At 62.3% G+C, this 13,697-nt stretch carries 8 protein-coding genes; 4 read left to right on the top strand and 4 right to left on the bottom strand.

All coding sequences use genetic code 11. From position 1 onward, the window contains the following. Window positions 1-27: 27 nt before the first annotated feature. Together NKJ20_RS04810 and NKJ20_RS04805 are read right to left on the bottom strand one after the other, a co-directional pair. A complete protein-coding gene (locus tag NKJ20_RS04810; protein WP_352451257.1) occupies window positions 28-3,111 on the bottom strand; it encodes an efflux RND transporter permease subunit in 3,084 nt (1,027 codons plus the stop codon). Next, on the bottom strand, window positions 3,108-4,385 hold the full coding sequence (locus tag NKJ20_RS04805) for an efflux RND transporter periplasmic adaptor subunit (RefSeq protein ID WP_502894784.1): 1,278 nt from the start codon (window positions 4,383-4,385) through the stop codon (window positions 3,108-3,110). Before NKJ20_RS04805 ends, NKJ20_RS04810 begins: the two co-directional genes overlap by 4 nt. 149 nt (window positions 4,386-4,534) lie before the next feature. Here NKJ20_RS04805 and NKJ20_RS04800 point away from each other — a divergent pair, with 149 nt between their 5' ends. The 4 genes from NKJ20_RS04800 (at window position 4,535) to NKJ20_RS04785 (ending at window position 8,473) form a co-directional block, all read left to right on the top strand. Further along, a complete protein-coding gene (locus tag NKJ20_RS04800) occupies window positions 4,535-5,071 on the top strand; it encodes a TetR/AcrR family transcriptional regulator (protein WP_352742846.1) in 537 nt (178 codons plus the stop codon). A gap of 191 nt (window positions 5,072-5,262) precedes the next feature. Next, window positions 5,263-5,907 carry a carbonic anhydrase gene (locus tag NKJ20_RS04795; RefSeq protein ID WP_352451260.1) on the top strand — a complete coding sequence of 215 codons (645 nt, stop codon included), beginning with the start codon at window positions 5,263-5,265 and terminating at the stop codon, window positions 5,905-5,907. Window positions 5,908-5,920: 13 nt separating this feature from the next. Next, window positions 5,921-6,328: a nuclear transport factor 2 family protein gene (locus NKJ20_RS04790; protein ID WP_352743005.1), complete on the top strand. Its 408-nt coding sequence runs from the start codon at window positions 5,921-5,923 to the stop codon at window positions 6,326-6,328. 90 nt (window positions 6,329-6,418) lie between these two features. Beyond that, window positions 6,419-8,473 (top strand): M3 family metallopeptidase, encoded by a 2,055-nt coding sequence (locus NKJ20_RS04785; RefSeq protein WP_352743004.1) that lies wholly within the window; start codon window positions 6,419-6,421, stop codon window positions 8,471-8,473. A 383-nt stretch (window positions 8,474-8,856) separates the two neighbouring features. Here NKJ20_RS04785 and NKJ20_RS04780 read toward each other — a convergent pair whose 3' ends face one another. Together NKJ20_RS04780 and NKJ20_RS04775 are read right to left on the bottom strand one after the other, a co-directional pair. After that, entirely contained in the window at window positions 8,857-10,194 is a 1,338-nt protein-coding gene (locus NKJ20_RS04780) for an LGFP repeat-containing protein (protein ID WP_352742844.1), read from the bottom strand. Between the two features lie 224 nt (window positions 10,195-10,418). Next, window positions 10,419-13,631 (bottom strand): AfsR/SARP family transcriptional regulator, encoded by a 3,213-nt coding sequence (locus NKJ20_RS04775; protein WP_352742842.1) that lies wholly within the window; start codon window positions 13,629-13,631, stop codon window positions 10,419-10,421. Window positions 13,632-13,697 lie beyond the last annotated feature (66 nt).

The raw sequence follows: 13,697 nt of genomic DNA, 5'->3' as shown, positions 1-13,697 counted from the left end.
CTTTTTATTGTACAATGTTAGTACAATCTAATCCGGCATTACCGGCATCAGCTTCGGATCCGGCTTTTCGGCGTGATGCGGCAGGTCCTTGCTGGCGATAAAGGTGTAGAACATCGGCACCACGAACAGCGTGAACATGGTTCCGACCAGGATACCGGTGAAGATCACCAGGCCCATCGAATAGCGTGCCGCGGCACCCGCGCCGCTGGAGATGATCAGCGGCACCACGCCGAGCGCCATCGCCGCCGTCGTCATCAGGATCGGCCGCAGCCGCACCCTGGCCGAGGCGATGATCGCATCGCGCCGCCGCATGCCGTGCATTTCACGCTGCTGGTTGGCGAACTCGACCAGAAGGATGCCGTGCTTGGTGATCAGGCCAATCAGCGTGATCAAGCCGACCTGGGTGTAGATGTTGAGCGTGCCGAGCCCGACATTAAGCGGCACGATCGCGCCGAAGATCGACAGCGGCACCGCCATCATGATGATCAGCGGATCGCGGAAACTTTCGAATTGCGCCGCCAGCACCAGATAGATGACGAGCACCGCCGCCGCGAAGGCGATGATGATCGTGTAGCCCTGTTCCTTCTCCTGGCGCGATTGACCGGTGTAGTCGATGAAGAAGGTGTCGGGCAGGCTTTCCCTAGCGATGTCCTCGATGGTCCTCAGCCCGTCACCGGTGGTGACGGTGGGCAATGGCAGAGCGGAAATCGTGGCGGAGTTCAACTGGTTGAACTGCTCGATGGCGGCCGGCGACGCGTTGGTCGAGATCTTCACCACCGCCGAAAGCGGCACCATCTCGCCTGAGACGCTGCGCACGAAATACTCGCCCAGTTTTTCGGGATTGTCGCGGAATTGCTGTGGCACCTGCGGGATGATGTCGTAGCTGTTGGATTCGCGGTCGAATTGCGCCACCTCGGCACCACCGACCAGAAGCGTCAGCGTCCGGCCGATGTCGGCGATCGGCAGGTTGAGTGCCGCGGCGCGGTCGCGGTCGATCGTCACCGTCACTTGCGGCGCGTCGTAGGACATCGAATTCTCCACGGCGAGGAAGCGGCCGGAGGCCTGCGCCTTGTTCTTGATATTTTCCGCCGCCTCGTAGACTTCGGAGGCCTCGCCGGTCGAGCGCACTACCATCGTGATCGGCAGGCCACCGCCGGAGCCGGGCAGCGTCGGCGGCGCGAAGACGAAAGCCTTGACGCCCGCCACCTTGGCAAGGCGGGCAGTGATGTCTTCCTGAAGTTCCTTCGAGCTGCGCGCGCGCTCGGCCCAGTCCTTGAACGCAAAGCCGACGAAAGCGCTGTTCGTCGGGCCTTGGAACGCGACGGCGGAGAACCGCGCCCTGGTTTCGGGGATATCATTCACCAGCCCGAGAATTTGGTTCACGTAGGTCTCGGTGTAGTCCGACGTCGCATAGCGCGGCGCGTTCACGATAGACAGTAAGAAGCCCTGGTCTTCTTCCGGCGCCAGTTCGCTCGCGGTCTTGGTGAACATGAAGCCGGTCGTGGCGACCAGTGCGATGACGATCATCAGCGTCACCGGGCGATATTTCAGCGAGCCGCTGACCAGCCGCTCATAGAGGTGTTCGACGCGCCCGAACGTGTTGTCGACAATGCGCTGGAAGCGGCTGTGCGAGCCGGCCCTCAGGATGCGTGCCGACATCATCGGCGTGACGGTTAGGGCAACGACACCCGAAAGCACCACCGAGCCGGCAAGCGTCACCGCGAATTCGCGAAACAGTGCGCCTGTCAGGCCGCCGGTGAAGGCCAGCGGCGCGAACACGGCGGCCAATGTTATCGTCATGGCGACGACGGCGGACGAGATCTCGCGCATGCCGTTGAACGCCGCCTGCATCGGCGACAAGCCGTCTTCCTCCATGTGGCGGTGGATGTTTTCCACCACCACGATGGCATCGTCGACGACGAGGCCGATCGCCAGCACCATGGCCAGCAATGACAAAAGATTGATCGAATAACCCAAAGAAAACAGTAGGAAACAGACGCCGATCAACGACAGCGGAATGGTCACGATCGGCATCAGCACCGAGCGGAACGAGCCGAGGAAGAGCAGGATAACAACGATGACGATGGCGACCGCCTCGCCGATGGTCTTGAACACCTCCTCGATCGACGCACTGATCTGCTCGGTTGAATCGTAGACGATCTCCATCGTCATGCCTTGCGGCAGCGTCTCCTGGATGGTCGGCACAATCTTGTGGATTGCCGACGCCGTGGTCAGCGGATTGGCGGCCGGCGTCGGAAAGATGGCGAGAAAGATGCCGGGCTTGCCGTTGAAGGTGACCCTGGTGTCGGTGCTCGCCGCGGCGAGCTCGACGCGGGCCACGTCGCGCAGTCTCACGACATTGCCGTCTTTCGAGCGGAGCGGAAGGGCAGCGAAAGCCTCCGGCGTCTGCAGGGTCGAGCGAACCGTGATCGAGGAAGCCACATATTCGTTTTCGGTATCGCCGGGCGCCGAGAGGAAATTCGATTCGTTGATGGCGGTCAGCACTTCCGCCGCCGTCACGCCGTGCGCCGCCAGTTTGATCGGGTCGATCCAGACACGCATCGAATATTCGGCGGCGCCGAAAATCTGCACGTCGGCGACGCCTTCGACCGTCGAGATACGCGGCCGCACGACGCGCTCGATATATTCGGTGAGCTGTTCCGGCGTCATGTTCGGATTCTGCATCGAGATGTACATCATCGCGAACTGCTGGCCGGTGCCCTTGACGATCACCGGATCTTTGGTTTCGTCCGGCAGATCGCCGCGAACGCTCTGCACCTTCGACAAGACTTCGTTCAGCGCGACGTCGGGGTCGGAGCCGAGTTTCATCTGCACTGTCACGGTGCTGGATGACGGCCGGCTCGCCGATGTCACATAATCGATGTTTTCGGTCGACGCGACGGCACGCGCGATCGGCGCGGAAATGAACCCCTGGATCAGGTCGGCGCTGGCGCCGGGATAGGCCGTGGTGATGGTGATGGCCGTTTCTTCAACCTCTGGATACTGCCGGATCGAAAGGTTGAAGATGCCCTGAAAACCCAGAAGCAGGATCATGCAGGCAAGCACGGTCGAAAGGACCGGGCGGCGAATGAAGAGGTCGGAAAAGCTCATTGCTGGGCTGCCTGCTGGTTCCCTGGCTTGCTCGGATCGATCGTGTTGTCGACGGCAACGGACATGCCGTTGGAGAGCCGGTTCTGGCCGGCGGTAACGACTTCGTCGCCGGGCGCGATGCCCTCCAGAATCTCGACCAGGCCGGCGTTGCGGCGGCCTGGCTTGACGAACACCTGGGCTAGCACGAGCTGCGGCTTCTGTTCTTCCGCTGCCGGCTTGCCTTCCGCTGCCGGTTTGGCTGGGGTAGCGGCCGCCTTTTCGTCGGGTTTTGCCGCGGGTGCCTCGGCTGCGGGCTTGGCAGCATCTGCAGCCGGCTTTTCTCCCGGCTTTGCCTCGGGCGCCGCGCCGTTGGCTTCGGCGGATTTGGCCGGGCGCACCACGAAGACGAAGTCGCCGTACAGGCTGGAAGTCAGCGCCGTCTGCGGCAGCGCCAGCACGTCGTTCTCCTCGGGCAGTTCGACGCGCACCTGAACGAACTGGCCGGGCGTCAGCTTGCCTTCGGGATTGCCGACCTCCGCCCTTACCGTCACCAGCCGGCTGGTCGGGTCGATCTTCGGATCGATGCCGCGGATGCTGCCGGTGAACGGCATGTCGCCGCCGCCGACGCCCAACCGCACCGTCTGTCCGATCTTCAGCTGCGGAAGCTGCTGCTCCGGCACGGTGAAATCGACACGCATCGTATCCATGTCCTGCAAGGTCACCACAGCGGTGCCAGGTGTGAGATACTGGCCAAGGTCGATTTTCGGAATACCGACGGTACCCTTGAAGGGGGCCGTCAACTGCTTTTGGTCGAGCACCGCTTGCAGCTTGTTTACCTGCGCGGCGGAGACCGATGCTGCTGCCTGCGCCGTGTCGAGCGTAGCGTCGGTGCCGACCCCGCGCTTCTGCAGCTCAAGAGCGCGCATCAGCGTCGTCTGGTCGGATGTGGCTTGCGCTTTCGATGCCACGAGGTCGGCCCGCTCGACTTCATCGTCGAGCTGCAGCAGCACGGCGTTGGCGGCGACCTTTTGATTGGCATGGAACAGGATGTCCTTGACGATGCCCGCGGTTTCGACGGTGAGGTCGACGCCCCGTACGGCACTGACAGTGCCGATCGCCTCGATGCCGGGCGTCCAGGACATCGGTTTGACGATGACCGTCGACACGGTCGCGGCCGGCGGCTTCATGGTGGCGAAGAACTGTTTGATCGCATTGTCGCGAAACAGGTTGAAGCCGACGATGCCGCCGCACACCAGCACGAGCAGAATGAAGGCGATGATGAAGCGCTTGATCACGAACAGTCCCTCGGCCACGGCCCAGCATAACGGTCGGATGACCGGAACACATACCTGTGCCTGGTCCCAATTTCAAATGACGGCGATCTTACTGTACCGTCTGGACGGTCTTGTCAATTCCGCCTAAGCTAATGAATGGGGAACGCTTGATGAAGGCCCGCAGAGCAAATTCGCGCGAGAAGATCCTCGCCGCCGCCGCCGCCGTGGCGCGCGAGACGGGTCCTGGCAGCCTGTCGCTGGATGCGGTCGCCAGCCGTGCCGGCGTGTCGAAGGGTGGTCTTCTCTACAATTTCCCAACCAAGGCGAAATTGATGCAGGCGCTGGTGGAGGATTACCTGCGCGCCTTCGAGCAGGCGCTGGAGTCCGCCCGCACGGCCGGCGTCAACGGCGAAAGCCCGCTTGCAACTTATATCAAGCTTTCGGCCGAGCATGCCGAGGAATCGAAACCGTCGGCATCCTGGATATTTTCGGCGATTGCCGAGGATCCCGATTTCCTGACGCCGATAAAATCGTTCAGGCGGCAGCTGTTCGAGCGGCTGAAGCAGGAGACGCCGAACCTCAAGGCGCTGCTGGTCTGCTATCTCGCCATCGAAGGGCTTCGCAGCATGAACCTGTTCGGTTCGGACATTCTCTCCCCCGAAGAGCGCCGGCTGCTGATATCGACCCTGCTGGACATCGCGGAATAGTCGAACCGCCAATCTGCGGTTCTGAGGCCGATTAATGGCGGCGTTCGTTCACCCGTGTCAAAACACGGGCTGGTACGTCGAAACCACGCCATTCCGCTTTCCGAAAATCGGTTCCGATTTTCGGGCCGATGCGCTAGAGCCTTTCGGGATTGAACCGTGCCTTTAACCCGGAAAGGCTCCCACCGCTGCCCATGCCCCATCTTCCCGAGCATCTTCTCACCGGCTACCGCAGTTTCATGAGCGGCCGCTATCTCACCGAAAGCGGCCGTTATCGCTCGCTGGCGCGAGAGGGCCAGGCACCGGAAACGATGATCGTCGCCTGCTGCGATTCGCGGGCCGCGCCCGAAGCGATCTTCGATGCCGGGCCGGGCGAGCTGTTCGTGCTGCGCAATGTCGGCAATCTGGTGCCGCCCTATGCGCCAGACGATCAGTTCCACTCGACATCGGCGGCGCTCGAATTTGCGGTGCAGAGCCTCAAGGTCAAGAACATCGTGGTGATGGGCCACGGCCGCTGCGGCGGCATCCGCGCGGCACTCGACACCACGGCCGCACCCTTGTCGCCGGGCGATTTCATCGGCAAGTGGATGAGCCTGATCGCGCCCGCGGCCGAGACCGTATCGTCGAGCACCTTCATGACCGCGACCGAGCGCCAGACGGCATTGGAGCGCATCTCGATCCGCTATTCCATCGCCAATCTGCGTACCTTCCCTTGCGTCTCGATCCTCGAAGGCAAGGGGCGACTGTCGCTGCACGGTGCCTGGTTCGATATTTCGACCGGCGAGCTTTGGGTGATGAACAAGGAAACCGGCGATTTCGAGCGGCCGGAGACGGAGTAGGAGACGAGGCATGATGCGAGCTCGGTTCGCGTTCGCGGCGGCGGCACTGCTTTGCTCGGCAAATGTCGCCCGTGCCGACGATAGCGCGATCATAGACCGCTGGTATTCGGCACTGCTGATCGGCGACCGCACCGAATTGTCGGACCTGCTTGCCGACAACGTCCGCATCAAGCTCGACGACCTCGGCGTAGTGCAAAGCAAGCAGGAATTCATCGCCTCGATCGCCGAGTGGCAAGGCGCCGTCGCCGGGGCCGAAATCCGCCATCGGATCGAGAAATCGGAGGGCGGCGTCACCACTGTCATCGCCTGCTATGATTTTCCCAGCAACGACATGCTGATGCAGGAGACCTTTGCGGTCGCCAACGACCAGATCACCGCCAGTTCGCAGGCCGCGATCGCCGAAAACTGCGACAGCTACTGACGGAACCATGAACGGGACCCGCTGTTGCGCGCAACCGGCCGGCGCCTTACATCGGTGGCGATCCATCTTCTCCCGCCACTCAGCGAAAGTTTGCCCATGCCGTCCACCGTCGACCTCGCCGCCCATCCGCTGACCGCATGGCAAGGGCCGCTCGGCCTGCCCGATTTCACACGCATCGGAGACGGCGATTTTTCTCCGGTCTTCGACGCGGCCCTGAAGGCGCATGAGGCCGAGATCGGAGCGATTGCCGGCAACACCGGGACGCCGACGATCGAAAACACGCTTGCCTCGCTCGAGCTTGCCGGCGAGGTGCTCGACCGTGTCTCCTCGATCTTCTGGTGCCGCGCCGGCGCCCACACCAATGAGGCGATCCAGGCGCTGGAGCGCGACATCTCGCCGAAGATGTCGCGGCACTTCTCGGCGATTTCGATGAATGAGCGACTGTTTGCCCGCATCGACGATCTCTATCAGCGCCGCGAGGCTTTGAAGCTCGATGCCGAAACGCTGCGGGTCTTGGAAAAGACCTGGAAAAACTTCGTCCGCTCCGGCGCCAGGCTCGACGCCGAAGGCAAGAAGCGGCTGGCCTTGATCAACGAGGAATTGTCCTCGCTCGGCACCAATTTCGGCCAGAACGTGCTTGCCGACGAGCGCGACTGGGCGTTGTTCCTCGACGAGGCCGACCTTGCCGGCCTGCCGGAATTCCTGAAAAGCTCGATGGCGGAAGCCGCCGAGATGCGCGGCCAGAAGGGCCGCTACGCCGTCACTCTGTCGCGTTCGATCTACGAGCCGTTCTCGACCTTCTCAGAACGCCGCGATCTGCGCGAGACGGCGTTCCGCGCCTTCATCATGCGTGGTCAGAATGGCGGCGCCACCGACAACACGGAAGTAGTGCGCGACATGCTGCGCCTGCGCGCCGAGAAGGCGAAGCTGCTCGGCTATCCTTCCTACGCCGCATTGAAGCTCGACGATACCATGGCCAAGACGCCGGAGGCGGTGCACACGCTGCTCGATCCGGTCTGGGAAAAGGCGGTGGAAAAGGCCGCAGGCGACCAGGCCGAATTGCAGCGGCTGGCGGCCGAGGCCGGCAGCAACGAGAAATTCGCCGCCTGGGACTGGCGCTTCTATCAGGAGAAGCTGCGCGCCGAGAAATTCGCCTTCGACGAGGCCGAGCTGAAGCCGTATCTGCAGCTCGACCGCATCATCGACGCCTGTTTCGACGTGGCAACACGATTGTTCGGCATTTCTTTCGAAGAAAAGAAGGGCATTGCCACCTGGCATCCGGACGCACGTGTTTTCGTGGTGAAGAATGCCGACGGCAGCGAGCGCGGCCTGTTCCTCGCCGATTATTTCGCGCGGCCCTCGAAGCGCTCCGGCGCCTGGATGAGCGCGCTGAAATCTGGTTATAGGCTTGGCCCTGGCTCGAAGCCGGTCATCTACAACATCATGAACTTCGCCAGGCCGCCGGCCGGCGAGGCCGCCTTGCTGTCGGTCGATGAAGCCAAGACGCTGTTCCACGAATTCGGTCATGCCCTGCACGGCATGCTGACCGACGTCACTTGGCCGTCGGTCGCTGGCACCTCGGTCAGCCGCGATTTCGTCGAACTGCCTTCGCAGCTTTACGAGCACTGGCTGACGGTACCGGCGGTGCTGGAAAAACATGCGCTGCATGTCAAGACCGGCAAGCCGATGCCAAAGGCGCTGCTCGACAAAATGCTGGCGGCGCGCACCTTCGGCGCCGGTTTCGCCACGGTCGAGTTCACCGCCTCGGCGTTGGTCGACATGGCCTATCACGCCCGCCCGGATGCGCCGGACCAGCCGCTTCGTTTCGAAGCCGAAACGCTCGAAAAGCTCAATATGCCCGACACCATCGCCATGCGTCACCGCACCCCGCATTTCGGCCATATCTTTGCCGGCGATGGCTATTCTGCCGGCTATTACTCCTACATGTGGTCGGAAGTGCTTGACGCCGATGCTTTCGCCGCCTTCGAGGAAACAGGCGATCCCTTCAACCCGGCGCTGGCCGAGCGGCTGCGCAAGAATATCTACGCCGCCGGCGGCTCGAAGGACCCCGAAGAACTCTACACCGCCTTCCGCGGCAAGATGCCTTCACCGGAAGCGATGATGGCCAAGCGCGGGCTGGTGTGATGCATGCCCGCTCTTGTCACCGGTTCTCTTTCCATCCTGATTGATCTCGGCCGCCGTCATGGCGTCGGGTTACGCACCGCCTGATCCGGTTTCCGCCGGTCCCGTTCGGCCTTTTTGGCTGCGGCCGCGTCGTTGAGGTGACTGCACTTAATGCGGTCTCCATCGTTCCGGCCGAAGGAGCCGCGTTCATGGCGGTGCTACGGGCTGTGCGGGGCAGGCAACGACAGCTTGCCCGCTATGCTGATCGGCCGCTGCCGCATCTGGATCGCGCCTTGCGACGACCGCTACGGAAACTCTCAGTCGCGAAGTGGCAGCCCCGCCAATGGAAGGCGGGGCTGGTAAGTTTGATTGTCTCGGCGAAGGTTTTTGCCGAGGCGATTGGCCTAGGCAGGCACAAAGCCAAAATAGGCTTTGTAGGAAGCCCCCTCGCCGGAAATCAGGGGCGTTTCCACTTTGAACCCAATCCGGCTGAAGGTGGTATTGTTCGTACGTGCCGCGAGCAACACCATCTGCTTTGCGGAGATGGTCACTGTCGCGCTCCCGATCCTGTCATCGCCCCAATCGAAGAGATCGCTAATGGCGCCGCCGATCGATGGCATCAAGGATCCCAGGGCGGGGCCGGCTATCGCGGCAATGATAGGTCCTGCCACCGGAATGAGGCCCAAAGCCAGCGTGCCCGCCGTATGGACGCCCATGACGATCTTCTGCACCTCGTCCTTGTATTTGTTGGGGTCGCCAAAATCGTTTTCCATCAGCACCGTGCCGATATTGATGCCGTAGGGCTTGCCTCGATAGATTTCCATAAGGTCGGGTCTCGTATCTCCGGCATCGACGTCGCCATAGACCTGGCTGCGCCTGGTGTCGGCGATCTGCGGCGTTGTCACGCTGACGATGACATAGGGTTCGTCCGCACTCGATCCCTGATCCCAGTCGGTCTCGCCGAAGCAATGGAGGCCGGTATAGTGGACGACGACGTCTCGAAGGTCGATCGCGCCGGTGTCGGGCCACCAGTATATGCCGCCGTTTTCAAACAGATTGGCACGGCCACCGTCGGCAAATTCGGTCTCGTCGGTCGTTGGGTACCCCAGATATGACTGTTCCCAGCCCAAGCTTTCCCACTTCTTTCGAATGTCACCGTACACCACGTTGGCTCCTGTGTTCGGTGTCCAGTAGATCGAGCCGGCATTGGCAAAATGGTTGTAGCGCCCGACGCCGTCGGGAGTTCCGGTTTCGTCGGTGACCGGATAGCCGAGAACCGAGCGCTCCCAGCCCATTGCTGCCCATTTGCCGCGAATTGCCCCCCAAATCGCTTGAGCACCGGTGTTCGGTGTCCAGTAGATCGAAGCGGTATTGTTGTTGAAGTGATTGTATCGGCCGACGCCGTCGGGAGTTCCGGTTTCGTCGGTGCAGGGAATGCCCCACGCGAGACCGCCAAGCGCAATCCACTTCCTGTAGATTTCGCCATGGATCTCAAAGGCGTCGTGCATGGCATCGTTGTAACAAATGCATGAGCCGTTCTTGAGATACCAGGCTTTTCCAGTGTCCTTCCTGTCGATCTCGGCGAAGCCGGCGCCTCCAAGGGAGTTGTACTTTTGCTGTATGACAGCTTCGGGCGAGAGGAGCGACCAAGGCCCGATCCTGAGCTGGTCGGAAAGTCTTGTGGCTCCAGCGCGGATGGTGCCGGCACGCACTCTCGAAGTTGCTCTGGCAGTATACGGCATGACCTTTTCCTTCCTGTGAGTGTTGGTATCGGGGGCTTCAGGCCTCCGGCGATCGGTTTTGATCGACGAGCCGAGGTTCCCAGACCGCGACTTACGGACGGCTTACAGAGTTCCGAGCTGCGCCAGAGTAATTCCAGGAAAAGTGTGGAACGGTTTTCCGTCCGGAATTGCGCAAAAATAAAGAGATAGAGCGGTTCGGCGTTTCCGTGAAACGATGAACCGGTCTAGAGAAACGGGCGCACGAGCGAACGCAGCAAAGGCGAGGGCTCGTCATCGCCGGTCGAAGCGAGCGCGCGTTCATAGCGCCGGTAATCCTCGATGGCGCCGGCATGATCGTTCCTGGAGAGGCTCTCCTGGATGAGCGTGCCATGGAGTTTGGCCGATTCCGGGTAGAAATCGAGCGCACGCCGGCACGCCTGGCGTGCCCGATCCGCATTGCCTTGACTCTGCCAGTGTTTGGCGATCCGCACGGCAAGCTCCACAAACCCATCCCGCACCCGGTCGGCCGCGGCATTCGACCAGGCGGGCATCGGGGCATTCGAGAAAAGCGGGCCGACAAAGCCTTCCAGCAGCATCTCCTGCTCCTCGATTGCGCAGTCTCTTTGGCCCGACAGAACGGGTTTCAGCCGGTCTTCCCAATCCTGCAGATCGATCCAGACCTTGTCGGCAGCGAGCCGCAAACGGCCTTCTCTCAGCGTTACGAGTTCGCCTTGCCCGAGCAATTTGCGCAGACGATGCAGCGCCTGCTCCAAGGCCGCTTTGGCCTGGTCGCCGTCGAGGTCGGGCCAGAGCCAATCCTGCAGGGTTTCCACCGAACAGACCTGGTCCCTCGACAGGCAGATAATGCGCAATATGTCGAGCGCGCGGGTAGGTTTGGCACCGGGCGCGACCTCGGCACCATCGATTTCGAGGCGGAAGCCTCCCATCAAGTGGATCCTGAGCGGCCAAGGCCACTGGGCGGGTCGGCCAGCGGGCGGGACCAGATATCGCGCCCGAACGACACGGCGGCAGAGATCGACGTCGATCTTTCGCTCCAGCGCATCGGCGACAAGATCGGCCAATAGGTCCGGCAGGTTGAGCAGGATTGCGGAGGGGTTGACCTGGCGCAACGCCTCCATGAATTCAGCCAGACGACTGCCATAGGACGCGCCGCCGTTCCACTTCTGCTCCAGGGCCTGAGCGGCCAGAATGTTGAGTTCGACGCGCTGGCGAGGGCCGCCGCTCAGCCTTTCGACGATCTCCTGGAGTAGCGCAATGGCCTCCGCTGGACGCCGATCGGCCAGCAGGACCTGGTATTTGGTGACGTAATGCGGCCAGCGTTCGATCATCGGCTCATTCGCCCGCTCGATCGCATCCATGAAGGCATCGCAGTCGAGATAAGCCTTGACGAAGTCGCCGTTGCGCGTGTGCATCGCCGCGTGGCAGTCGGCGACTACAGCGACCTGGGTTGTGAACCTGCTGTCCGCGATCTCGCCCAGCCGGGAGACGAGCGCATTGAATTCCGAGAACCTGTTGTGGAGCTTCATCAGCAATTGAAGCTGATAGAGGGCGCTGAACTCGACGCCCCGCAAGGCGCGCTGCTCGCCTATCGCCGTTGCGCGTCGCAACGCATCCTCGGCCGAGGCATAGACAAAACCGCGCCGCGAATAGGGGAAGTAACGGCCGCTGGCCGAGCCAAAGGACACCAGCCACATGCCGAGCACCAGCGGCGGGATATCCGGATGTTCGAGATCGGCGGCAACGCTGTCCACGGCATTGGCAAAAATGTCGCGCTGCCCCGACGAGGTCGCGTAGTCGATGAGCGCTTCGCTTGCCAGCAGGCGCAACTCGACCGAATCCTCGATCGGCAGATGTGTCAGGCGCTGCTGGATATCATTCACGAGGCGCTTCGCGTCATGGACGTCGAATTCGCCAGGTTCGGCGAAATCGACGGCCCGCAGGATGCCGAGCCTGACCATCATGAGTTCCTCCGGATCCAACTCCGGCAATCCCCTGGCAAGAACCTGTGAGGCTCGGCGCGTCCAATCCGCCAGCCCCTCATGCGTACGCCAGCTGGCAGTCTTGACTACGACCGCCCGCGCGACCGTCAGGCATTGGCCGCGCATGTCGGTGTTCTCGAATGCTTGCCATGCCTTGGAGAAGTGCGGTTCGGCCTTCGCATCGTCCGATGCGAAGGCGACGCCCAGCCAATAATGGACCCACCCGTCCATCTGGTCGGGGGGCAGCCTGTTGCACCATTCGACGAAGCTGGCCCTGCGCCCTTGCGAGAGAACGCCGTTAGCGCACTCCAGAATGAGCTGGCGTGCCAGCGGCCAGGCGCCCGCCTGCAACGCCAGCACGATTGCCGCGTCGGTTTTGTCTGCCTCGTGCAGGACCTTTGCTGCCTGCTCGCGCAGCCTGGAACGGTCCGCTTCCGTCACGCGCCGGTCCAGTAGGCCGGCAAGGTATTCGCGCAACAAGTCATGCAGCTGGAAGGCGGCGCCGCCCGGACCGTCGCGCGTGATCAGCAGCTGGCGATGCTGCAGCCGCACCAGCAGGCGAGCAGCCTGCGGCGAGCCCAGGAACGCATCGGCAAGCTCCGTGCTGATCTCCGGCAGAACGTTGAGCCTGATAAGCAGATCCTGGTCCTCCGGCGCGATGTCGCGCAGGAAATAACGTCCGACAATCTCCCGAAGGCCGGCGCCTCCGGCAAGGCCGGTCTGCGAAAGCGGGTAGTACATTCCGGCGTTGGCCAGCAGGAGAAGGCCCACCGCCCAGCCGCGCGCCTCCGAAATGTCGCCGACCTCGGACGGCGATTGCGAGCGGGCGGTGATGAGGTTGCGAGCCTCCGCAGGCGAAAACTCCAGCAGTGTTTGGTTGAGGACCGGCAACTGTCCCGACAGCACGAGGTCGGTGACATCGCCCTCGGGCAGCATCCGCGATGTGCAGATGCAGCGGACGGTGTTGGGGCGTTCGCGCAACAGGATCGCCAGCGTCCGGCGAAAGCCTGGCGCATCGGCACGATGCAGATCGTCGAGGACCAGGATCGTGCCCGGATCAAGCCGCGAGAAATAGGTGCGGAAGAACAGCCGCGCGAAATCGTCGGAATTGTCGGCATATTCCGGACCAAACACCGGCATGCCGGCATGCCTGCCGTCGAGCGACAGCGTCAGATAGTGGAAAAGGCGCGCAACGTCCTGGTCCTCGGTGTCGACCCGATACCAGTTGTACGCCGATTCGCCCTGCTTCAGGCCGCCTTGTTCCGGCCCGCTGTGTTCCAGAAAGTCGATCACCGCGGTGGTCTTGCCGTATCCACCAGGCGCAGCCAGCCAGCATGCACCGCTGTCGAGGGCCTGCGACAGCAGCGCCACTACGCGCGGACGGCTGACAATTCCCACTGGCCGGGGTGCCGAGAGCTTTGCTATCTCGCGCGGCGCGTCCCGGAGGGATTTATCCATTGTGAGGACTCTCGCAGCGCAGTCGCCTCGCGAAAACAGGCAATCGGTTCGCCCGCAACAACAAAT

It is taken from the genome of Mesorhizobium sp. M0185 (genome assembly GCF_040322175.1).
In the GTDB taxonomy this organism is placed as follows: domain Bacteria; phylum Pseudomonadota; class Alphaproteobacteria; order Rhizobiales; family Rhizobiaceae; genus Mesorhizobium.
This window is presented reverse-complemented; position numbering and strand designations above follow the sequence as displayed.

What these genes read in the sequence shown, in the direction of transcription:
- NKJ20_RS04790 (WP_352743005.1), top strand. Translation starts at nt 5,921, where the DNA reads ATGCGAGCTCGGTTCGCGTTCGCGGCGGCGGCACTGCTTTGCTCGGCA.
- NKJ20_RS04775 (WP_352742842.1), bottom strand. Translation starts at nt 13,631, where the DNA reads ATGGATAAATCCCTCCGGGACGCGCCGCGCGAGATAGCAAAGCTCTCG.
- NKJ20_RS04795 (WP_352451260.1), top strand. Translation starts at nt 5,263, where the DNA reads ATGCCCCATCTTCCCGAGCATCTTCTCACCGGCTACCGCAGTTTCATG.
- NKJ20_RS04810 (WP_352451257.1), bottom strand. Translation starts at nt 3,111, where the DNA reads ATGAGCTTTTCCGACCTCTTCATTCGCCGCCCGGTCCTTTCGACCGTG.
- NKJ20_RS04780 (WP_352742844.1), bottom strand. Translation starts at nt 10,194, where the DNA reads ATGCCGTATACTGCCAGAGCAACTTCGAGAGTGCGTGCCGGCACCATC.
- NKJ20_RS04800 (WP_352742846.1), top strand. Translation starts at nt 4,535, where the DNA reads ATGAAGGCCCGCAGAGCAAATTCGCGCGAGAAGATCCTCGCCGCCGCC.